Below are 21,268 nucleotides of genomic sequence, written 5' to 3'. Positions count from 1 at the left end.
TCAGTTTTTTTCTTCCCTCTTCGTTATGGTGTGAATACCTGGTTCAAAAAGTAACATCACGGATTCCGTGTAACCTCTTTTAAAAAAGACAACTGCAAAGATTACGTTTTACCTTTTTTTACTGGAAAGACGGCAATCGGGGCTCCCCTTTCGGGGAACCCTGACTATCTGCCTGAATCCTGCTGTTGCTTTAGTTATTACTCAAACTTGCCGTAGAATGCGTTGCGATATACATCAGCCAGTTCAGTCACTAACGGCAGTTTTGGATTAGCTGTGGTACATTGGTCCTCGAATGCGCGGTCTGCCAGATAATCCACATGTGCTTCAAAGTCTTTGGCGTCGAATCCAATTTCCTGGAACGATTCTTCAATACCCAATGTTTTGTTGAGTTTGCGAATCGCATTGATGAGGCTGGTAACCCCTTCTTCTGTTGTACGTGCAGGCAATCCCAGAATGCGAGCAATTTCGGCATAACGCTCATCTGCCACAAAGTGCGAATATTTCGGGAACGATGCAAACTTCGTCGGTTTTTTCGCATTGTAGCGAATGACGTGCGGCATCAGAATCGCATTGGTACGTCCATGTGCGGTGTGGTACTGACCGCCCCATTTGTGTGCCAAGCTGTGGTTAATGCCCAGGAATGCGTTGGCAAAAGCCATACCGGCAATCGTCGAAGCGTTATGCATTTTCTCACGAGCCAATTTGTCACCTTGCAGCGCAGATTGCTCAAGATATTGGAATACCAGTTGAATCGCTTTGATCGCGAGTCCATCCGTGTAATCATTCGCCATGACGGATACATATGCTTCAATGGCGTGAGTCAATACGTCCATACCTGTATCCGCAACAGCGGTTTTAGGTAGAGAGTAGACGAATTCCGGGTCTACAATGGCTACATCTGGTGTTAATTCGTAGTCTGCCAGTGGATATTTCGTATTGCCTTGATTTTTATCTGTAATAACTGCGAACGATGTTACTTCCGAACCTGTGCCCGAAGTTGTCGGGATCGCTACGAATTTCGCTTTCACGCCAAGACGTGGATATTTGTAGATCCGTTTGCGGATATCCATGAATTTTTGCTTCAAATCATTGAAATCCGTGTCAGGATATTCATAGAACAGCCACATCGCTTTGGCAGCATCCATCGGTGATCCCCCGCCGAGAGCGATAATGCAGTCTGGCTGGAAGCGGCGCATCATTTCCGTACCGCGGTCTACCGTTGTTGTGGATGGATCGGGTTCAACATCAGAGAACACTTCAATAGCTACCGGCATTTGACGTTGACGCAGATAGTGCTCTACTTTTTCCACATAACCAAGTTTGACCATCATGGCATCCGTAATAATGGCTACGCGTGTGATGTCCGGCATTTTGGCAAGATACTGTGTTGCACCCTTTTCGAAGTAAACTTTATTCGGCACTTTGAACCACTGCATATTCACGGTACGGCGAGCCACCCTTTTCACGTTGATTAAGTTTACAGCGGTTACGTTGGAAGAAGTCGAGTTACGTCCATACGATCCGCAGCCCAATGTCAGTGACGGCATGTTGGTGTTATAGATGTCACCGATGGCGCCGTGTGTGGATGGCGAATTCACGATAATCCGTCCGGTTTGCAGGCGATCTGCGAATTTGCTAATGACTTCTTCGTTTGTCGAATGAATAACAGAGGAGTGACCCATGCCGCCAAAAGCAACCACTTCTGCTGCACGCTCAATCCCTTCAGCTGCCGTTTTCACTTTGTAACAAGCCAGTACCGGGCTTAGTTTTTCAGCAGACAACGGGAATTTTGTACCTACGCCTTCAATCTCGGCTACAAGAATTTTGGTGTTAGCAGGGACCTCGATGCCGCACATTTGCGCAATGCTGACTGCAGATTGACCAACAATCGCCGGGTTCACCGCACATTTCTCAGCATTAATCGCACCTGCGGTCAGTTTCGCTGCCTCATCCTTGTTGACGAAGTAACAGCCGTTCGCGATCATTTTCTTTTTCACCTGATCGAAGATCGGTTCTTCGATGATGACTGCTTGCTCGGAAGCACAAATCATACCGTTATCGAACGATTTGGACAAAATCAGATCCGTTACTGCTTGATTGATATCTGCGCTTTTCTCAATAAAGCAAGGTACGTTCCCTGGCCCTACGCCCAGTGCTGGTTTACCACAGCTGTATGCCGCCCGTACCATACCTGATCCACCTGTTGCCAGAATGAGCGCCACATCATTATGATTCATCAGTGCGTTTGTGCGATCCATGGAAGGATCATCAATCCACTGGATACAATCCGCTGGAGCACCATGCTTCACTGCAGCATCTAGCAGGATTTTGGCGGCTTCCCGGCTACAGTTCTGTGCAGATGGGTGGAAACCGAAGATGATCGGGTTACGCGTTTTGATGGAAATCAGTGCTTTGAACATCGTGGTGGATGTCGGATTCGTTACCGGGGTAATCCCCATGATGATGCCGACAGGCTCCGCAATTTTCTGGAAGCTTTCGTACTCGTTATCTTCGATAACCCCTACTGTTTTGTCATATTTTATGCTATGATACACATATTCTGTTGCAAATATATTTTTGGTGATTTTATCCTCATACACACCCCGACCTGTTTCTTCCACGGCCATTTTGGCGAGCATCATATGTTTGTCCAGACCTGCCAGCGCCATCGCTTGCACGATGCGGTCAATCTGTTTCTGATCCATGGACATGAATGCTGCATGTGCTTTATTCGCTTTGTCAATTAACGTTTGAATATACTGACCTGCTGTCGGTTCTTTTACTGGGGCGACTTCGTTCTTTACAGCCATCTCCCTCATCCTCCTAAAGGTTCGTATTGGTTTGTCTCTCTTCTTTACATTCACATCGTACCATGGGGAAAGAGTTAATTATGTGATTTTTTTCACAAAGTATAACAAATTTAATTTAAGTTTTTTAGTGTCTCTCACTTAGCCATTTACACTTCCTATTTAAACTATAGGGCTGTCAGATTCATCCTCTCCTTTCGAAAGTGAATTTAATCACAATGTTTGAAATTTCGCCATTTTTGCCCCCTTTCCACGCCCCTCAAACGGCAAGATAAGGTATATACTGAACTTAAAAATTGAACCACCGCAATTTGTACCGTCCTTCCCGGCCGAGAGATGACCCTGATCAGGACGGCAACGGTTTGCGGCGAACCACGGGGGCCAATCCAAGCTGCAGAAGGCCGTCCGATGGACACAAAGGGGAGATAGACTTATGAGAGAACAACTGAGTGTACTGGAAAAACGCGGAAATACCAACTGTTTCTCGGAAGCGAATTTCAACCATCTGCTCGTAACGATGAAGGACAGAACCTATCCGGAAGGAACCCATCTGTATTGGGAGGGAGATGTCTCTGACAAACTTTATTATATGAAACGAGGCCGTGCTCAGATCACCAAATCCACGGATGAAGGCAAGGAATTGATTATGTACATGTATCAAGCCGGTGATATGATTGGGCAGGCTGATCCGTTCTTCGGATCGAAACACAGCTTTTCGGCGGAAGTGCTGGAGGATAGTGAGATCGGCGTACTGGAGCATAAAGACCTGGAAATGCTGATCTGCCAACACTGTGACTTTGCGATCGACTTTATGAAATGGATGGGTATCCATCACCGGTTAACCCAAACCAAATTCCGTGATCTGATGTTATATGGCAAACCGGGCGCACTCTGCTCCACGCTGATTCGATTGTCCAATTCCTACGGCGAGCCCCATGGAGAGCATGTCATGATTCATAAAAAAATAACACACACGGATCTGTCCAATATGATTGGAGCGACCCGTGAAAGTGTCAACCGCATGTTAAGCGATTTGCGTAAAAAAGACGCCATTGAATACGATAACGGCATGATTGTCATCAAGGATCTGCACATGCTCCAGGGCATCTGTCACTGTGAATTATGTCCTAACGAGATTTGCCGAATCTGAAGCTTTTCCCATCTTGTAAAACATTTGATACGCAAATGAAAAAAGCCCATCTTCTATAACGAAGATTGGGCTTTTGTTATGCTTAAGATACAGTAGTCAACTCGAGCTTTACTGCATCACGTGGATTCAATTTCATGTCCAAACCGTTTTCCATCAGTTCCTTATCATTCACCATGATCATCCAGCGTTGGTTCATCCGGGGAATTACATTTTCAACGGAAACAACGAATTTGTTGTTCTCCGACATTCTTACAATCCCACTGGACTTCAATACATCACGCACAGTACATTCCTGAACATACACCCCGGCATATTGACGATTGAGATTTGGCATAATATTTCCACCGCTCACCTTGAGTAATGTTGTTTGGTAAACAACATCGTCTCCCCCACTGTCAGCGGCTTTTACATATATGATCACTTCATCTTTGACATGAAGCTCCATGTCCCAATTTTCCGGGTCAATATCCTTGCCATTCAGTTTGACCGCCCAGCTAAGTGAGGAGTCCAGAGAAACTTCCCCCACGGATTGGATCCGCTTGCCATCTGCTGTAAAATCGACAAGTCCACTGTTCAATAGTGCTTTCTTGAGCGTCAGACCTTCACTAAAATCTCTCTTAATGGACTTCGTTGCGTCAGGCAAAAAAGTACTGCCATCCACTGCCACAGTAATAGTATTCTGCGATTCGGTCTCTTTGACGATTGGCTGTTCGGAAGGCTGTGTCTCGCTACACCCGGCTAATATAACCAGAATAAGCAGACATATACCTATGTAACCGGGGATTCTCTTCTTCATGTAGGTAACACCACCCTGCGTAAAATCATTCACCCTGTTGTCCATAACCTCTATTATGGCACAAAATTCATGCAAAAAAAGTGTCAATGCCGTTACTTTTCATCCAGCAGCGTCCATAACTGGTTTGTACAACACAAAGAGCCTGCAAGCAGGCCCTTTGGCTCCTAATTATTATTAAGGTCTATTAAGTAGCATGTTTACTGAACACAAGCCTGCATGTAGGTACGGCCTCCGTCTCCATCCTTCAGATACGGGTTGAGCCCAAAGAACTGTTCCTCCGACACATAGACGCCTGTCAGCAAACGCCCTTCAAGTAATCCACCATCCACCTGTACACAGAACGAAGGTGCATCCACATATTCCTGATAGAGCGGAATCTGACCCGATGATTGGTGTACCTTGGATACCTTGCCTTGCTCGTGCAGCGGCCGTTCAGAGAAATAGGTAGGTACAATATAACGGGCAATCACATCCAGCTCTTGTACAGTGTAGAAGGTGTCATCACCCAGCCAAGGCGCAAGCATGCGGATCTTCTCATATTGTGACCATACAATCGCCTGAATCAGCATCTCCGCTTTAACAAAACGCCCTTCGCCCACATCCAGATACACACGTTCTTCATGAACGTTGGCTTCGGCCTGAACCCCGATGGAATCGGGTTGTCTCAGTTCACATCCAATACATTTCCAGCCTCTTGCTGTCTGAATCCATTTTTGCAGTACCGCCGGAGCCATTACCTGACCATTGCTATTCGTGGAATGAGTCTTCTCTCCTGCAACATCATCCTTAACCGACGGGGAATATGAGGTTCGTTTAAATAGCTCCGCAGCTTTTTTGTAGATTAAATGTACCTGGATGGATGCGCTCTCAAGTTCTGCAATATCTTGCTTGCCGTAGCGTACTTCACGGGATAAGCTTTCTTCTCTCATGACAAGTGGCCTCCTCGCTCCGGCCGCCTGCGGCCATTTTATTTACAATTATACTACAACTCGCGACAACATGTGCAGGACCCTTAAGACAAAAACTCCTGATTTCCACTGGAAATCAAGAGCCTTTATCCCATCAGTTCACTTAGTTTGAGCCGGGGAAGCTGTTACTACTCAACCCACTGCTCTGCCCAGTCTTGAATTTGATTCATAACGGGCTGTAGAGCCTTGCCTTTCTCTGTCAGTTCATATTCAATACGAACTGGCGTCTCCGGATAGACATGACGGATCAGAATTCCTTCGCTTTCCAGATCTTTCATCCGTTCTGACAACATCTTATCACTCATCGATGGAATCAGGTTGGAGATATCCTTAAACCGCTTCGAACCACTCATCAACGTTTGAATAATCAAACCGTTCCAGCGCTTACCCAAGAAAGAAAACGCCGTCTCAAAGCGCGGACACATCCGCAGATCTTGGCCTTCCACATTAATCACCTCTTTAGAGATCACTCAACTTACGTTTAGTTAGTATATTTCATAATAACATATTTAAGTCTCAAAGAAAACGTCTGCCGCTAAAAAGTTAAAATTTTAGGGGCATAACTCAACTTCGATGATACAACTCAGTATACATCACATGGGACAACGGAACCATGGGAAAATATCGTCTAACTCCCATGTAGCTATCTTACCCAAAAAGAACCCAGCTGCCACAGTCATACTTGACTTGGAGAAGGGTTCTTTGGTATATCGTTTATTTTATCCGTTCATACAGCCAATTTGCAGCTTAAACCAGCACGTTACCAAGTGATCTTACAGGCTCGCTGAAGCCAAATTCCGGCTTAACGTTGCGCGTAGGATATGCCCACTTCACTCCATTGCTGATCACTTTTAAAATTTCCGGATTGTAGAAGGTCGGGTATGTTTCATGACCTGGACGGAAATAGAAGATTTTTCCTGAACCGCGGAGGAACGTGCATCCGCTTCGGAATACCTCTCCGCCTTGGAAATTACTTACAAACACCAGTTCATCCGGTACTGGAATATCGAAGAATTCTCCGTACATTTCTTCTTTTTCCAGAATGATCTTGCTATTGATTCCCTCGGCAATCGGATGGGACGGATTCACACACCAGATAATCTCCTGCTCATTAGCTTCACGCCATTTCAGATCACAACTTGTGCCCATCAGCGCTTTGAATGGCTTGGAGAAGTGACCAGAGTGCAGCACAATCAACCCCATACCATCCAGGACTCGCTGTGCAACCTTCTGTGTAATCTCGTCGCTCACACGCTCATGCGCCATATGTCCCCACCATATAAGCACATCTGTCGAATTCAGCACCTCATCACTTAATCCATGCTCAGGCTGATCCAGTGTTGCAGTGCGAATGGCAAAGCCTTCGCCTCCCAGCCCGTTTGCCAACGCCATGTGCAAACCGTCAGGGTAGACTTCTTTTACTTCATCATGAATTTTCTCATGGACAAATTCATTCCAAATGGTGACGTTAATCATATTCAATTTCCCCCTAGTGTAACTCTAAACCCACCACATATCTCCCAGCGGCTCTTCAATCAATACTTGTTGGAGATTTTGCACAGCTTTAGAGAATCCTTCTTCTACCGACATCAGACCATCTTCGTGTTCAATACTTACGACATAATCATATCCAACCAGACGCAGAGCACTAATAATATCAGCCCAAGTCTTGTTATCGTGACCATAACCGACCGAGCGGAATTGCCAAGCACGATCAAGCATGTTTGTATAATCCTGCATATCCGTTACACCATATTTGTTCACGTTAATTGGATCAATAGTTGTATCTTTCGCATGGAAGTGATGAATCGCGCCTTCACGTCCCAGAATGTGGATCGCTTGCACCGGATCAATACCTTGCCACCACATGTGGCTCGGGTCCAAGTTAGCGCCAATCACTTCGCCTGCTGCTTCACGCAATCTCAGCAAGGTAGCTGGTGTATGCACCGAGAATCCACCGTGCAGTTCCAGTCCCACTTTCACATTGTGATCTGCAGCGAATTTGCCCCACTCTGTCCAGTAAGGGATAACTTTGTTGTCCCATTGCCATTTAAGAACTTCCTGGAAGTCATTCGGCCATGGTGCAACAGGCCAGTTCGGATATTTGGCATCCTCATGGTCTCCCGGACAACCGGAGAATGTGTTTACAACAGGCACTTCCAGTTTCTCAGCCAGTTCTACCGTCTTAACGAAATCATCGTGGAATCCTTTCGCAATATCCTTTTGTGGATGAAGCGGGTTACCGTGACAGCTCAGTGCGCTGATGGTCAGACCGCGAGATTCTACTGCATTTTTGAAGTTTTTCAATGCTGTCGGGTTGCTCAGAAGCTCATCCGGTTTACAATGAGCATTCCCTGGATGTCCACCAGTTCCGATTTCTACTGCTTTCAAGCCTTTGGATGCAACATAGTCGAGTGCATCCTCCAATTTACGTCCTCCGAATAGTACCAAAAATACGCCGAGTTTCAAGTGCGATTCCTCCCTAGATTAAATATCATATTAATTGCTGGTTTTATGAACCATGAACTGCATAAATATACCGTTCAGATCACATGATTGTATCGTTATTGTGGAAAATCAAGAGCTTTTCTATCCTGAAAATAAACGTAAGAATACTGGTTATTTCATTGGAAATGACATCCGGTCGGTTTAGTCGAAATAAACCGCTTTGCCTGTCTGAGCAGACTCGTAGATCGCTTCAAGAATCTGAGTAACCACGATGGCTTGTTCAGGTTTTACAACTGGATCTTTGTCTTCTATGATCGCTTCAAGCCACATTCTAGCTTCACGATCCGCTTCATTTTCTGCACTACCGGAATAAAAAGCAACCCCGCCTGCATCCAGATCTACCTTAGTTTCAAACAGACGGCTGCGTTTCTCGCCATTGATACGCAGACCATCTTTCATATCCGCGCCACCTTCTGTTCCGCAAAGCAGTGATTTCGCTTCGCCGAACTCAGCTACGTTCAGCGCCCAGCTGGACTCGACGATAATTGTAGCCCCATTCTCCATCGTCACAAAGCCGAATGCAGAATCCTCTACCTTAAATTGTTCCGGGTCCCACGGACCAAAAGCATTGGCCGCATTCTCACGTTGACCCAGCTTGTGGAAAGTTGAGCCCATAACACTCTTCGGCTTGTAATTATCCATCAGCCAAAGAGTCAGGTCCAATGCATGCGTACCGATATCAATTAGCGGTCCTCCACCCTGCTTTTCCTCATCAAGGAACACACCCCAGGTAGGTACAGCACGGCGGCGAAGTGCAATCGCCTTACCGAAATAAATATCGCCCAGCTCGCCTTCTTCACACATTTGTTTCAGATATTGGCTGTCATTGCGGAATCGGTTCTGATACGCAATGGACAACTTTTTGCCTGTACGTTGTGCGGCTTCCAGCATAGCCTGCGCTTGTGCAGACGTTTTCGCCATTGGCTTTTCACACATTACATGTTTGCCCGCCTCAAGGGAAGCGACCGTGATAACGGAGTGGGAGTCGTTTGGTGTACACACATGTACCACATCAATACTCTCATCCTTCAGCATCTCGTGATAATCCGTATATACTTTAGCTCCCTCAGCACCGAATTCGGCTGCTGCCTCCTCCGCACGTTCTTTCACAATGTCACAGAAAGCGACCATACGGCCCTGAGATTGCTTGGACAGGCTGGGCATATGTTTACCTTTGGCGATTCCGCCACAACCTACGATGGCGATATTAAGTACTTTAGACATGAACAAGTCCTCCATTAGCGGCATATTTTCTAATCCAGTTCATACTGCTCTCGATGCTTTGCAGTGGAGGATTCTGACATACATCCTGTTCCACAACAAGCCACTCGGCTCCCGCCTGATCTGACGCTGTAGCTACAGCTCCCAGATCTACCTCACCTTGGCCGAATTCCACTGTCAGGACTTGGCCTTCTGAACGGCGCATGTCTTTCCAGTGGACAAGTGGCAGACGTCCCGCATACTTCGCGATGACTTCCGTTGGCGGGTATCCTGCGGCGTGAGCCCAACACGAATCCAGCTCCACTTGCAGGTGGGAAGCGGTTACGGTATCATACATCGCGTATAACGCCGGCTGACCCTCAACCTGCTCTGTAAATTCAAAATCATGATTGTGATACATTAACACCATGTCCTGCGCTGCACATTTCTCACCAATCTCATTCAGGGAAGCAAATACGTTATCCCATTGCCGTTGTTCTTCCGACAGATAAGGGACAATCAGGTTTTTGTTTCCGATGGCTTTGTGATAAGCGATCACGCCATCAAGATCCTCAATCAGACTATTGTACTGAACATGGGTACCCACGATCTCCAGACCGAATTCATCCAAAATGGCCTTTACTTCTTCCGGGCTATGCCCGTAAAAGTTGTGAAACTCTACGCCTTGATATCCAAGCTCTGCAACCTTGGCGAGTGTACCTTTGAAATCTTGCTCCAGTTCATCCCGTACCGTATATAGCTGTAATCCAACCTTCAACATTTACCGGTTCACCTCATCCGAGATCAATTAGTGTGACTGTACAGCCTCTGACTGATTTTCATCTGTATTGTTTTCTGCTCCTGCTTGATAAGTGCTTTCCAGCTGGATGTGTTTGCCCTCAAGCGAGGAGCGTTGGAACGCATGCATAGCTTCAAGAACATGATAGGCAAGCTTACCACTGGCCTTGTGTTCGCGTCCGGCTCGAATGGATTCAACCATTTCGGTAACGCCGATTCCACGCTCGTTCTGTCTGCTCTCAAAAGCAGGCGTCACAGTCTCCCATGTGTCCTGACCAAATCTGCGGAGCTTCACTTCCCCGTTAAAAAAGTTAGGATCCGGTATGCTCATCGTACCTTCGGTACCGTAGATTTCAATCCGTGGCAAATCCGAAGCACCCCGGATATCGAAGCTGGTGATCATTGTTGCAATGGCACCTTCCTCAAAATCAATCGTTCCTGCCAAGTGTGTTGGCGTCTGTACCTCAAGAGATGTACCTTCCTTCGGACCGGAACCAATAACGCGGTCCGTGATCTGTACACCTGCCGATGAACTGATTCTGCGAATCGGTCCAAGGAGAGTAATCAGAGCGGTCAAATAGTAAGGCCCCATATCGAACATCGGTCCGCCACCAGCGACATAAAAGAACTCCGGATTCGGATGCCAAGCCTCCGGCCCTCCACCCATGAAGAATGATGTTGCCGCAATCGGTTTACCGATCAGTCCTTCTTCAATAGCCTTGCGGGCAGTCTGAATACCTGAGCCAAGGAACGTATCCGGTGCTGAACCAACATACAATCCTTTTTCCTCAGCCAGTTCGATTACCTTGCGACCATCCTCAAGAGAGATTGCCAGTGGTTTCTCGGCATACACATGTTTGCCTGCTTCAAGCACAGCCAGATCAGTCATGGCATGACTTCCAGGAACCGTGAGGTTTAGCACAAGCTCAATTTCATTATCTTGCAGCAACTCATCTACATTGTAAACGCTTGCGATATTGAATTCATCAGCTCGTTCTTGTGCCCGTTCACGGATCAAATCCGCAACAGCCACCACTTCAATGAGAGGATTATCTTTAAAATTTTCAAGATAAATGGCGCTAATGTTACCGCAACCAATAATACCCGCTTTCATTTTCTCCACAGTGATGTTCATCTCCTTATGAATGGTGAGAACCTGTAAATTTGCATATTTGGAATTGAAGGTTTTACGCTTAAGTGTTGTACTTGAATTTAATACTATGGTATTCCGTTTCGGCTTCAATTAAAATGAATAATATGATCGAAACATGAACTATCTGGTCATAATTTTCAAATTGCAAGGAGTATGCCAATGCCGACTGATTATTCCTGCCAGGTTCTTACAGCAGGCTTCTCGTTTCATCGCAAACCTTATATAGGCTTGCATCCTGAGGGAGTAAAGAATTACTTGTTGAGACTCCAGACGGACGGACGTTGCCGAGCACGTGTAGACGGCACCATGTCGCTTGTTGATGCGGGTGATCTGCTTCTGTTTAGTCCAGATGAGCCGTATGAACTGAGAATAGACAAAGAACAAAATCCGATGGGTGAACGACTTGTGGAGAGTGGTGATTACCATATTTTCTTCAATGGGGACTGGGTGGATGAGTGGTGGAAACATCACAAGCGGCCGAACCGGATCAAGGTGCAGCTGACCGAAAGCCTGCTTACCCTTTTTCGACAGCTCGTACTGGAGCAGCGCCGTATTTCCAATCCGTACCCTGAAATCGCCAGTTATTATATGCGAATTCTTTGTCTTGAAGTGGATCGTATGCTCTCGGAGCATCCGACGATTACCAACACCAATTATGTGGCATATGAGATTAAAAGTTACATCGAGGAGAACGCTTCTTCTCTATTCAAGCTTGAAGATATAGCTACCCATATTGGAATCAGTGTTTCAAGGGGAGTTCATCTCTTCAAAGAAGCGTTTGGTAAAAGTATTATGCAATATACACTGGATGTACGGCTGAACATGGCCAGGGAACGGATCATTTTCAGTCCAATGACACTCGAACATGTAGCCGAATCTTCCGGCTTTAACAATTATACGTATTTCCACCGGGTATTCCGCTCCCGGTTCGGCATGTCGCCCAAAGAATTCCGCGTCATTCACCGGGAACAGATGTAATCGCTTCATTAATACGTATACGTATTATCCGTAACCGAAACTTATTTGCGCGCGGCAATCGCCTCGGATACAACCATAGCCAGATCTTCATTGCCAAACATGGATAGCACGCCCAATACGGTGTCGTCCGGAATGTCACCGGCTTCCTCCTTGGATACAACTAGCTTCAGCACCTGCTGCAAACGCTCGTTGCTCCGTTGTTCCGGGTAGGCTTGCCGGTACATCTCTTCCGGATCCAGTCCCTGATTGACACACCACTGGGCAAATACCAGAATCATCATTTCCTCTTCCTGTTTATACGTCTCAATTACAGCTTCCTCAATCTGTTTGTTGCGTTCTTTTTCATATTCATCCATGGTGTTATTCTTCCTCCATTATCGTTTAATGAATCATTGGTGCGGAAGGCTTCATTTATACTCCCGCACAACCTTCTGCAAGATTAACCGCGGATAAGCTGTTCAGCCAGGTCATGACTGTCCATGACGTGACTGGCACTGATGGCACAGTCATCCGGGGTTTCAAGATTTGCCAAAAATTGGTCAATGGCTCCCGTAAATCCTCTTCGGGTCAAAATACTTTCCCAGCTGCCAAAGGTTTCCTTGCGTTCCTGTGCACCGCGTTCCTCATACTTCGCTATTTCCATGTTCAGCACTTCTACCGATCTTCCCCCGCCATATAGCTCAAGCTTCTCCAGATCCGCTCCTGCTTGGCGTACCATATCGAATCTGCCATATGCCGTTCTACCCAACTTGGCTGATCCTGCGGCGTGCAGCAGTCGGTCCAAGTCATTTTTACGTATCCACTGATGGAGCATCTGCACATTGTGATCCGAATACCATAACATCAGGTCAAGAATATGAATCAGATCATCATAGATAGTTTCCGCAGCAGGACGATCCTGAATGCCTGTCCGATGTTTAGTAACTGTCAACGATTCAAAGCCTTGTCCAGCCTGCATCCATTCCTTCGCGTTTTGATACAAAGGTGCAAATCTCCGGTTAAAACCTACCGCCAAAAGAAGACCCTGTGCTTCCGCAAATGCGGTCATTTCTTCCGACTCCCGTAACGTATAGGACAGCGGTTTGTCCACATATACTGCCAGCCCCCGCTCCAAACATTGCATAACGATGTCAAAATGAGCTTCTGTCGCTGTATGTACAAACACCGCATCCAGATCCCAGGACAACAATTCTTTCATATCCGTTGTTCCATTGTTCAATCTATAGGTATGCTGTATTTCCTTCACCGGCTCGAGAGAACGGTTCATAATCCCCGCAATTTCCACGTCCGAGTGGGCAGTCAACAGCGGCAAATATACTTTACGTGCAATGTCCCCGAGTCCGATGATCGCAGCACGGGTTCGCTTGGTTGTTTCCATTATGATCATTCCACCTTCAGATGAGTTCTATATTTCTACGTCCTATAGTGTAACCCTTCAGGCAGCAACATGCCAGTGATTGCAGCTAGAACCGCCATGAATTGTCCATCCTTTGGTTGAACGTGGTAAACTTTAGAGAGAAAGCAATACGGATTGGGATACAGTAATACCTTCCTGGTCTGAAAGGAGCGTTTGGGATTTTGCGAAAATGGTTATGGCTCCTCTTATATGTTTTACTTGCCGGAGTCACGTTTATTTACAGATATGAACTGCTGGCCTGGACCGATCTGCATCAGTCCATTCCACTTTTACTAGCCATGGCGACATTGTTTGCTCTTGTACCCGTAATTCCGTACAAAATCGTCATTATTGCCTTTGGCTATAGTTACGGTACTGCAACAGCAGCCTGGATATGCTGGCTTGGGACCACATTTGCTGCACTGCTGGTATACACCGGAGCGAGGACGATATTCCGAAATCAGGCCAGATCCTATCTCGAACGCATTCGGGGTTTGAATCGATTTACAACATGGATGGAGGCTCATCCCTTCATGGGTATCGTGTCTATGCGACTGCTGCCCATCGTGCCCCAAATGGCGGTTAATATCTACGCGGGCATTACCTATACCCCATTCTGGGTCTTCATGGTTGCGACGGCAATTGGCAAACTGCCTGCGATTTTTGTTTTTGCCTATGCAGGTGCACAAGCAGAAACATCAATCTGGGTGAGCCTGCTAATCCTTGCCGGTTATCTGGTGTTCATGACGATAATATTGCTCTTGTTTCGCTTACGCTCTCGTAAAAAAGCCTAAGTGGGAACAGTCAGAAACATTTCAGATTCATCCTCTTTACGATCCTGCTTGGTTGGCTTGCCAATTCGGGATATAATAGAAGAGTAAGCCAAAATATCATTCTTCATCAGAAATGGAGTGACTATAGCATGGAACAACATACTAGTGAAAAAGCAACTTTTGCAGGCGGGTGCTTCTGGTGTATGGTATCCCCCTTCGAGGAACTACCCGGCATTCATAAGATTGTATCGGGTTATACAGGAGGACATACGGAGAACCCCACATATGAGGAGGTCTGCTCGGAAACGACTGGTCACGTAGAGGCCGTTCAAATTACATTCGACCCGGCCATCTTCCCATATGAGAAGCTCGTTGAATTGTTCTGGCAACAGATCGACCCAACGGATACGGGTGGACAATTCCATGACCGTGGATCATCTTACCAGACGGCCATCTTCTATCACAGTGAAGAACAACGCCAGATCGCAGAAGCTTCCAAAGCAGCTTTGGCACAAAGCGGACGTTTTGACAAACCAATTTTCACACCGATTTTGCCAGCGAAAACGTTCTATGAAGCAGAGGAGCATCACCAAGGGTACCATCACAAAAATCCTGCGCACTACAAACGGTACCGTAAAGGTTCTGGACGTGAAGACTTTATCGAAAGCAACTGGTCCGGCAAAGTGGATAAAGACGGCCTGAAAGAGCGTCTGACGCCGCTGCAGTTCGAAGTTACCCAGAACAACGCAACCGAACCAGCATTTCAGAACGAGTTCTGGGACCACCATGGTGACGGAATTTACGTGGACATCGTATCCGGTGAGCCACTGTTCAGTTCCACCGACAAATACGATTCCGGCTGCGGCTGGCCAAGTTTCACCCGTCCACTGCGGGACTACAATGTGAAGGAAAAAACGGATCTCAGCCATTTCATGATTCGTACCGAAGTGAGAAGTCGTGAAGGGGATTCCCATTTGGGTCACCTATTCAATGACGGCCCTGCCGAAGCTGGTGGAATGCGTTATTGCATCAATTCCGCAGCCCTTCGTTTTGTACCCAAAGAAGACCTTGAAAAAGAAGGATATGCCGAGTACGCCGTACTGTTTAATTAAGTAATGGTTCGTAGATGCACGGAAATAATGCCTCTACGATTCGTTAATCCACAGACTTGAGGGAATTGGAGTATTAACTTGTGCTCAGTTCGTTAGACATTAATTAAGACTAAAAGGGGCTTCCCGTCATCTTTATGACATATGGGAAGCCCCTTTTTAGTTTGCTTTTTTTTGTATATAGATTGAAATTGGCTTACATCATACTCACAATCCAGCCGATCCAGTAAGCAAATGGAATCAATAACAACTGCGCCAACAATGTACCAAATAAACGGGATACAAGCATACAGCCATAGATCTGATTCATTCGATCCAGCCGAATTTCACCACGCAGAGATTTGTCGCTGAGTAACGAAATACGAGGATCAATCAGGATGGTTAACAAAATGGTCGCTACTCCATTAATGAGTCCGGTGGATTGCGAAGCAGCTACAGCCTGACCCGGATAAAGATACGCAGCGTACAGACTGGACAGGACCCCAGTCGTATAGATTGCTGTCACCGCTATGTTCAACGTCATTAGACGTCTGGGCATTCCGTTTTGTACCAATAGTTTTGCCATTTTCCATGATGGCGGGGTAATATAATACATCGCGTTTTTGAGCTTGCTGCGTTTCATCAGTCCTCGAACCATGGAAGGAATCGATCCTGCCGCCTCAAAATGAACGACCATTCGGGAAGCGAGCTTGACCATCGTTGGAAAACTTAGAATAGCCAAGGCCGTTCCTATCGTAGCCGCACCCATCAGCCAGTGCAGTTGCGCTGCAAAGTGTGGGTTCCCTCCATGCGCCGCAGTATCCACCAGATTGCCTACCATCGGCCCTTGGGCCATATTGGAGGTGCGCGACACCAGCAACAAAATTCCGGACAGGGACAAGGCCAGCGCTATTCGGCGAGTGCGTAATCCCCCAAGGCGCAGTGCATAGGACAGGCTGTCAGCCGCATGAATAAGCATGGTAAATAACATAGGAATGGCTAGGCTCAAACTAAACATATGTAAATCTCCTTATCTTTTTCCTAATGTGCTTCTATTGTAATTTCAAGTATGGAAGCATTATACTCCTCATCCACATAAAAGTATAGAAAAGCACTAAGAAGTTGAACAGTAGAATGCACAAAAATACAGCACACGCTTCGAAGTTCTCCACAATAATCGTTTATTCATCCGGGTGCAGGGTAATATACAAATAACTTATATTGTACAGGAGGGAATCAATATGCCGTGGAACAAACAGGATTATCCCGTTTCCATGAAAAATCTGGAGCCTCGTGTCAGACATAAGGCCATTGAGATTGCCAATGCATTGCTGGATGACGGTTATGAGGAAGGACGCTCCATTGCAATCGCGACTGCCAAAGCGGAAGAATGGGATGAGAATCATCCCACATCGAAGCATTCGAAGCAGGCTACAAAACATACTTCATCAGACAGCAAATCGGAGCATGGAAAATCTTCATCTCCACGCCGTCATTCCGAACCTGTCTCTTCTTCCAAAAGCCATGATAATATTCATGTCGTTCCTACCGACTCTGGCTGGGCCATCAAGGAAGAAGGTCAATCCAAATCTCTGGCTACGTTCCGAACCAAAGCCGAAGCTGTGGATGCTGCCAAAGAAAAGAGTGAAAAACAAAACATTCGGGCTATTATCCATAATGAAGATGGGCAAATTGCCTCTTCCATCAAGCCTTGAGTGAATCTGTTCTAAAATAGAAATATCGTGAATGTATTACGTCTATTTGTTTTAATAAAGGTAAGCAAAAAAGCCCTTTCGCCGCTAATGGAATGATTCCCATCAAGCATGCAAAAGGGCTTTGTGTTTGGTATGAGGCAAGCCCACCTTACTTGAACAACATTCATTTCGAATAGGGTGGCCGTTACGTTTAATGCGAAACCCCTCTAGCCACAGGAGCTCGTTGTGAAGCACCGCTGACTACTTTGGCAGCAGTCGACACGGGCAGCTTCACAGCTGAGGTCGTAACCGTCCGGCGAGCCGGGAAACTGACCATATACGTAATCACTTTACTGGCAATCCATACGGCCAGAATGGTATATAAAGTTTCTTTTACCGGTAGAAAGAAAAGCGACAATCCGAGTACAAACGCATCGCTGACAAAGAAAACCGTTCCCAGCTTCCAGCCCTTCCAACGGCTAATGAGCACCGCCAGAATGTCGTCTCCACCTGTTGCTCCTCCGAATCGAAGCACCATACCAGCACCCACGCCGGTGATAACACCGGACAAGACTGCCGGAATCCACAAATTACCGTGAAACGGAATAACCAGGGTGGAGTACCGCTCAAACCCGTCATAGAACAATGAGAATGCGGCAACACCCAGCAGCGCCTGAATCATGAACTTCCAGCCCTTGAGGAACCAGGCCAGAATCATGACTGGAATATCCAGCAGCAGCATGCCAATAGCAGGTGATAAGCCTGTCGCGTACTTTCCAAGCAGGGCCAGACCGACAAATCCGCCCTCCGATAAATGATTCTGAAAATTAATGTGATAGTAGGCAAATGCCAAAATAAATGTTCCGAGCAGCATAATGGCGAACTTTACCGCCTCTGTCTTAACTTGTTGTAAGGTTAACGATGTTCTCTTCATTCAGGTTCCCTCGCAGTTTGTAAAGGTTGGTTTGCACCGACCGTACCCTGCAAAAGGCAAGCCTGGAAGAAATCATCGTATTTGTCCTTCGAATATTATTCATTCCAATCCCCTCTTTCGCAGAGTCAGCCGTTTTTTTCTTTACGGTGGTGTACTCTACAAGGGGCGCTAAGTGTAAGAGAGATCGTAACGTTTCCAGATCGTCCTTGGGGAAATTATCCTTCGGGAACTCATGGTATCCTGATCCTTTCTGTCTGTTGGTGGTTAGCTGTGCCAATTAAACTGATGAATATTACACCATGCATAAGACCATATAAACTTTACACTTAACCACTTCGATTGCAGTACCCTCTTTCGATCGCTGTTATCCCCGGATTTTTTGATTCCCTTTTCCTAAGGGAAAAATCCTGTGATAAAGGCGAGCGCTTCGCTTCTCCAGACGGGTTCTGCACTCTACGTTCTCGTGTAAAAAATTTAGTGAACCTTATATAGACATGTGTAATATTTAATTCAGTTTAAAAATCTAAGCTAACTTGCTTGTTCTTCTATTATATAACACCGATGTGATTGGGTCGAAACAGCAGACCCTTCAAATATGCGCAAAAAGCACACTCTGACCTGCTTGAGCCGTCAAACAGCCACACCAGGACAAGCTTCTCTAGCTAATGGTGCTACCTGCTCCTTCATTCTATGACTGAAGCTTCCAAATATAACTGTCCAGTCACCCAACTGTGACAATTTGGGTCCATTTTTTATTTTTCCGCGGATTTTAAAGGAATCATTTCCCTCTTGCACATACACTATAGCAAATGTAATCGGCTTATCTTGGGTCCAGTTAAACGTTTCCAGACTTACTCTGCTGTTTATGGTATAATATAACAATTGAATCCCCACTACCGTTTAAGCGAGGCGGATTATGAAAACGTTAAAGCCAAGAGTCTTTATTGGCTGCTCGCTGGAAGCGAAGCCGATTGCAGCCGCAGTACACGAAAACTTGCGTTTCTCGGCCGAAGTTACCCCTTGGTACTCCGGAGTTTTTAATCCAAGCAGCTATACCATGGACGATTTGGAAGCAGAAGTGCGTACAACAGACTTTGCCATTTTTATTTTTCATCCGGATGATATATCGAAAATTCGTGGGAAGTACTATGCCTCTGTCCGTGATAATACAATGCTGGAAATGGGTTTGTTTATGGGTCGGTTAGGACGAAAGCGTATTTTTTTCATTCTTCCAGAGGATATTACTGACATCAAAGACGCCAGCAAGATCGAAGGTTTACGTATGCCCACAGATCTGCTGGGGTTAAATCCACTGGTTTATGAAATTCGTTCAGACGGGAAATGGGCGCCAGCCGTCTCGGTGGCCTGTTCCAAAATCGCAGACAGCATCGAAGAGCAGGGACGTTGGAGCGATCCTGAAGTAGAGAAAATCATTGAGAAGCATAAACTGTCTGAGGGGGAAGCACGGTTGCAGCTGCTTAAGCTGCTGCGATTCTTCAGGGAATTACTGCGTACCCGTAAACCAGATGCGGCAATGCTGAACCGAATGAGCGATGCACTTCGCAGTGCCTTTGTCTCCCATCCTCCATTCGCTGTACGCGGGACTGCCATATACCGTACAGATGACAGTGGTCATATTGAGCAATTATGTGGTAACGTTGGGGAACCGGGAAGAAAATATAACTTGTCCGCCAATGACGACAAGCAGCCCGATGATCCGAAGCGCATTCTGGTCATTGATTCTTACCTGGAGAACAAAATCAAGATCAACCTCTATGACGATTATCTTGAGAAAGAGTATCTGCTATGCTATCCTGTAGCCAAGAGATATGTAATTACAGTTCACATTATTGGACATATTGAAGCGGATGAGGCGATATTTCAGCAGATGGATTTAGAGAATCGTCATCTGTTCAACGCCATCAACGATTTGTTAGGAGGCGAACCGGAATGAAACCGGAAACGAAAAAAATAAGCAAGCGCTGGGGCAGCGACAAAAAGGTACGCCTCAGTTCTGCGCCCGAATCATCACGACCGGTTCCGGAACCCAAGGAAGAAGATCGTTTCCACAAACCGGCCGTACCGCTGACTACGATTGGCCCTTCCCTGAAGGGTAAAGAAAGACCTTACAAAGTGATTCTGGAAAAAGAGGCTCTTTACGAGAAGCCTCAGTATCTGGCTTAACCGCTTTATGCTCATATACAACTCTGCCGTCTGGTTCGGCAGATCATCTGGCCCCGCCGCCCAAGGCAGGGGCTTTTTTGTTGCAATCACTTTCGCAATTCTTCATAACCTTCGCCGATCAACGAACCAAAAGCTCTTCATCTCTTACTCTGATGCATTAAGTCGTTTTCTTTATGTCCTTAGGTTTCCTGCAAAACCCAAAAATTATACCTTATTTTGGAGAAGGCTTGTCCCTATTTCACCGCCTACAACCTCAGCATAAATCGCATATGTACTACTTCCAATATTTCTCGGTTGTATTGTGTATCATCATTGCATATATTGATTATAATATAAGAACATACGTTCTGTAAATAAGAACATGTCCGAATTCAAGGTTAAGGAAGTGAAAGTATGTCATCATCCCCTTCCGCCCCATCCCCTGCGGATGAAGACCACCGATTGATTAAAAGCATGGTAGTACGCACCCTGCTGCTGGATGTGCTTGAACGGGATATTCGCACTTTGGATACGTTGCAGCTGAAAATGCCAGAGGTCTACATTCTGTCTCTAACCCGCATTCAGAATGATGTACTTAAGGAAATGCTGACGCTTCGCAAACAGATGAGAACTCGTGGCGTCAAGGTTCTGGAGGAAAAACGGCAAGTTGATGGAATCGAAACCCAGTATCTGTGCAGAGGATATTTGCAGCGGTTCTATATGCTGTGGACGTTCGCGCGGAATGAAGTCAAAAAAGAGCTTAGTCGGCATCTGGATATGGACTTGACCCAGCCGTTATAGCTGATTCATCTGCTAAATGTACCCGTCATAGTTTGAAATTCACATTTCTTCGTCCACTTAG

21 protein-coding genes are annotated in these 21,268 nt (G+C 46.2%); 8 read left to right on the top strand and 13 right to left on the bottom strand.

The window, feature by feature from the left end; translation table 11 throughout:
* Positions 1-197 precede the first annotated feature (197 nt).
* Positions 198-2,810: a bifunctional acetaldehyde-CoA/alcohol dehydrogenase gene (gene adhE / locus CRO25_RS01140; protein ID WP_063565667.1), complete on the bottom strand. Its 2,613-nt coding sequence runs from the start codon at positions 2,808-2,810 to the stop codon at positions 198-200.
* Positions 2,811-3,240: 430 nt separating this feature from the next.
* On the opposite strand from adhE, the gene CRO25_RS01135 reads away from it, so the two are divergent.
* Entirely contained in the window at positions 3,241-3,957 is a 717-nt protein-coding gene (locus tag CRO25_RS01135; protein ID WP_063565666.1) for a Crp/Fnr family transcriptional regulator, read from the top strand.
* Positions 3,958-4,039: 82 nt separating this feature from the next.
* Here the strand turns inward: CRO25_RS01135 and CRO25_RS01130 are convergent, their stop codons facing one another.
* The 8 genes from CRO25_RS01130 to CRO25_RS01095 all read right to left on the bottom strand — a co-directional run bounded on the left by CRO25_RS01130 (position 4,040) and on the right by CRO25_RS01095 (position 11,350).
* Positions 4,040-4,753 (bottom strand): hypothetical protein, encoded by a 714-nt coding sequence (locus tag CRO25_RS01130; RefSeq protein ID WP_063565665.1) that lies wholly within the window; start codon positions 4,751-4,753, stop codon positions 4,040-4,042.
* 197 nt (positions 4,754-4,950) lie between these two features.
* Complete coding sequence (locus tag CRO25_RS01125) at positions 4,951-5,682, bottom strand: hypothetical protein (RefSeq protein WP_063565664.1); 732 nt, start codon at positions 5,680-5,682, stop codon at positions 4,951-4,953.
* A gap of 167 nt (positions 5,683-5,849) precedes the next feature.
* Complete coding sequence (locus CRO25_RS01120; protein ID WP_148661829.1) at positions 5,850-6,146, bottom strand: helix-turn-helix domain-containing protein; 297 nt, start codon at positions 6,144-6,146, stop codon at positions 5,850-5,852.
* A 322-nt stretch (positions 6,147-6,468) separates the two neighbouring features.
* Entirely contained in the window at positions 6,469-7,197 is a 729-nt protein-coding gene (locus CRO25_RS01115; protein WP_063565663.1) for a ThuA domain-containing protein, read from the bottom strand.
* Between the two features lie 24 nt (positions 7,198-7,221).
* On the bottom strand, positions 7,222-8,190 hold the full coding sequence (locus tag CRO25_RS01110; protein WP_024631039.1) for a sugar phosphate isomerase/epimerase: 969 nt from the start codon (positions 8,188-8,190) through the stop codon (positions 7,222-7,224).
* Positions 8,191-8,370: 180 nt separating this feature from the next.
* Positions 8,371-9,453, bottom strand: a complete 1,083-nt coding sequence (locus tag CRO25_RS01105) for a Gfo/Idh/MocA family protein (protein ID WP_079694130.1) — start codon at positions 9,451-9,453, stop codon at positions 8,371-8,373.
* Positions 9,446-10,210, bottom strand: a complete 765-nt coding sequence (locus tag CRO25_RS01100; protein WP_063565661.1) for a sugar phosphate isomerase/epimerase — start codon at positions 10,208-10,210, stop codon at positions 9,446-9,448. Before CRO25_RS01100 ends, CRO25_RS01105 begins: the two co-directional genes overlap by 8 nt.
* A gap of 27 nt (positions 10,211-10,237) precedes the next feature.
* On the bottom strand, positions 10,238-11,350 hold the full coding sequence (locus CRO25_RS01095) for a Gfo/Idh/MocA family protein (RefSeq protein ID WP_079694131.1): 1,113 nt from the start codon (positions 11,348-11,350) through the stop codon (positions 10,238-10,240).
* A gap of 189 nt (positions 11,351-11,539) precedes the next feature.
* On the opposite strand from CRO25_RS01095, the gene CRO25_RS01090 reads away from it, so the two are divergent.
* Entirely contained in the window at positions 11,540-12,358 is an 819-nt protein-coding gene (locus CRO25_RS01090) for an AraC family transcriptional regulator (protein WP_063565659.1), read from the top strand.
* Between the two features lie 41 nt (positions 12,359-12,399).
* On the opposite strand, the gene CRO25_RS01085 is transcribed toward CRO25_RS01090, so the two are convergent.
* On the bottom strand, positions 12,400-12,714 hold the full coding sequence (locus CRO25_RS01085; RefSeq protein WP_079694132.1) for a hypothetical protein: 315 nt from the start codon (positions 12,712-12,714) through the stop codon (positions 12,400-12,402).
* A gap of 83 nt (positions 12,715-12,797) precedes the next feature.
* A complete protein-coding gene (locus tag CRO25_RS01080) occupies positions 12,798-13,736 on the bottom strand; it encodes a Gfo/Idh/MocA family protein (RefSeq protein WP_079694133.1) in 939 nt (312 codons plus the stop codon).
* 200 nt (positions 13,737-13,936) lie between these two features.
* Between CRO25_RS01080 and CRO25_RS01075 the strand changes: the two genes are divergently transcribed.
* A complete protein-coding gene (locus tag CRO25_RS01075) occupies positions 13,937-14,548 on the top strand; it encodes a TVP38/TMEM64 family protein (protein WP_063565657.1) in 612 nt (203 codons plus the stop codon).
* Positions 14,549-14,676: 128 nt separating this feature from the next.
* Positions 14,677-15,639 carry a peptide-methionine (S)-S-oxide reductase MsrA gene (msrA, locus tag CRO25_RS01070; protein WP_079694134.1) on the top strand — a complete coding sequence of 321 codons (963 nt, stop codon included), beginning with the start codon at positions 14,677-14,679 and terminating at the stop codon, positions 15,637-15,639.
* Positions 15,640-15,832: 193 nt separating this feature from the next.
* Here the strand turns inward: msrA and CRO25_RS01065 are convergent, their stop codons facing one another.
* Positions 15,833-16,633 carry a lipid II flippase Amj family protein gene (locus CRO25_RS01065; RefSeq protein ID WP_079694135.1) on the bottom strand — a complete coding sequence of 267 codons (801 nt, stop codon included), beginning with the start codon at positions 16,631-16,633 and terminating at the stop codon, positions 15,833-15,835.
* Positions 16,634-16,856: 223 nt separating this feature from the next.
* Between CRO25_RS01065 and CRO25_RS01060 the strand changes: the two genes are divergently transcribed.
* Entirely contained in the window at positions 16,857-17,330 is a 474-nt protein-coding gene (locus tag CRO25_RS01060) for a DUF2188 domain-containing protein (protein WP_063565654.1), read from the top strand.
* 190 nt (positions 17,331-17,520) lie between these two features.
* Here CRO25_RS01060 and CRO25_RS01055 read toward each other — a convergent pair whose 3' ends face one another.
* Positions 17,521-18,243, bottom strand: coding sequence for a YitT family protein (locus tag CRO25_RS01055; RefSeq protein ID WP_063565653.1), 723 nt, complete (start codon positions 18,241-18,243; stop codon positions 17,521-17,523).
* A gap of 916 nt (positions 18,244-19,159) precedes the next feature.
* Between CRO25_RS01055 and CRO25_RS01045 the strand changes: the two genes are divergently transcribed.
* The 3 genes from CRO25_RS01045 to CRO25_RS01035 all read left to right on the top strand — a co-directional run bounded on the left by CRO25_RS01045 (position 19,160) and on the right by CRO25_RS01035 (position 21,207).
* Positions 19,160-20,197 carry a nucleotide-binding protein gene (locus CRO25_RS01045; RefSeq protein ID WP_079694137.1) on the top strand — a complete coding sequence of 346 codons (1,038 nt, stop codon included), beginning with the start codon at positions 19,160-19,162 and terminating at the stop codon, positions 20,195-20,197.
* A complete protein-coding gene (locus CRO25_RS01040; RefSeq protein WP_063565650.1) occupies positions 20,194-20,427 on the top strand; it encodes a hypothetical protein in 234 nt (77 codons plus the stop codon). Before CRO25_RS01045 ends, CRO25_RS01040 begins: the two co-directional genes overlap by 4 nt.
* A gap of 393 nt (positions 20,428-20,820) precedes the next feature.
* A complete protein-coding gene (locus tag CRO25_RS01035; RefSeq protein ID WP_064636668.1) occupies positions 20,821-21,207 on the top strand; it encodes a hypothetical protein in 387 nt (128 codons plus the stop codon).
* The last annotated feature ends 61 nt before the right edge of the window (positions 21,208-21,268 follow it).

It is taken from the genome of Paenibacillus sp. RU5M, from assembly GCF_900221055.1.
GTDB classification, from domain to species: domain Bacteria; phylum Bacillota; class Bacilli; order Paenibacillales; family Paenibacillaceae; genus Paenibacillus; species Paenibacillus marchantiae.
Note: the sequence above shows the minus strand (reverse complement) of the source record. Positions and strands in the feature narration are given on the sequence as shown.

What these genes read in the sequence shown, in the direction of transcription:
- adhE (WP_063565667.1), bottom strand. Translation starts at nt 2,810, where the DNA reads ATGGCTGTAAAGAACGAAGTCGCCCCAGTAAAAGAACCGACAGCAGGT.
- CRO25_RS01135 (WP_063565666.1), top strand. Translation starts at nt 3,241, where the DNA reads ATGAGAGAACAACTGAGTGTACTGGAAAAACGCGGAAATACCAACTGT.
- CRO25_RS01130 (WP_063565665.1), bottom strand. Translation starts at nt 4,753, where the DNA reads ATGAAGAAGAGAATCCCCGGTTACATAGGTATATGTCTGCTTATTCTG.
- CRO25_RS01125 (WP_063565664.1), bottom strand. Translation starts at nt 5,682, where the DNA reads ATGAGAGAAGAAAGCTTATCCCGTGAAGTACGCTACGGCAAGCAAGAT.
- CRO25_RS01120 (WP_148661829.1), bottom strand. Translation starts at nt 6,146, where the DNA reads ATGTGTCCGCGCTTTGAGACGGCGTTTTCTTTCTTGGGTAAGCGCTGG.
- CRO25_RS01115 (WP_063565663.1), bottom strand. Translation starts at nt 7,197, where the DNA reads ATGATTAACGTCACCATTTGGAATGAATTTGTCCATGAGAAAATTCAT.
- CRO25_RS01105 (WP_079694130.1), bottom strand. Translation starts at nt 9,453, where the DNA reads ATGTCTAAAGTACTTAATATCGCCATCGTAGGTTGTGGCGGAATCGCC.
- CRO25_RS01100 (WP_063565661.1), bottom strand. Translation starts at nt 10,210, where the DNA reads ATGTTGAAGGTTGGATTACAGCTATATACGGTACGGGATGAACTGGAG.
- CRO25_RS01090 (WP_063565659.1), top strand. Translation starts at nt 11,540, where the DNA reads ATGCCGACTGATTATTCCTGCCAGGTTCTTACAGCAGGCTTCTCGTTT.
- CRO25_RS01085 (WP_079694132.1), bottom strand. Translation starts at nt 12,714, where the DNA reads ATGGATGAATATGAAAAAGAACGCAACAAACAGATTGAGGAAGCTGTA.
- CRO25_RS01080 (WP_079694133.1), bottom strand. Translation starts at nt 13,736, where the DNA reads ATGGAAACAACCAAGCGAACCCGTGCTGCGATCATCGGACTCGGGGAC.
- msrA (WP_079694134.1), top strand. Translation starts at nt 14,677, where the DNA reads ATGGAACAACATACTAGTGAAAAAGCAACTTTTGCAGGCGGGTGCTTC.
- CRO25_RS01065 (WP_079694135.1), bottom strand. Translation starts at nt 16,633, where the DNA reads ATGTTTAGTTTGAGCCTAGCCATTCCTATGTTATTTACCATGCTTATT.
- CRO25_RS01060 (WP_063565654.1), top strand. Translation starts at nt 16,857, where the DNA reads ATGCCGTGGAACAAACAGGATTATCCCGTTTCCATGAAAAATCTGGAG.
- CRO25_RS01055 (WP_063565653.1), bottom strand. Translation starts at nt 18,243, where the DNA reads ATGAAGAGAACATCGTTAACCTTACAACAAGTTAAGACAGAGGCGGTA.
- CRO25_RS01045 (WP_079694137.1), top strand. Translation starts at nt 19,160, where the DNA reads ATGAAAACGTTAAAGCCAAGAGTCTTTATTGGCTGCTCGCTGGAAGCG.
- CRO25_RS01040 (WP_063565650.1), top strand. Translation starts at nt 20,194, where the DNA reads ATGAAACCGGAAACGAAAAAAATAAGCAAGCGCTGGGGCAGCGACAAA.
- CRO25_RS01035 (WP_064636668.1), top strand. Translation starts at nt 20,821, where the DNA reads ATGTCATCATCCCCTTCCGCCCCATCCCCTGCGGATGAAGACCACCGA.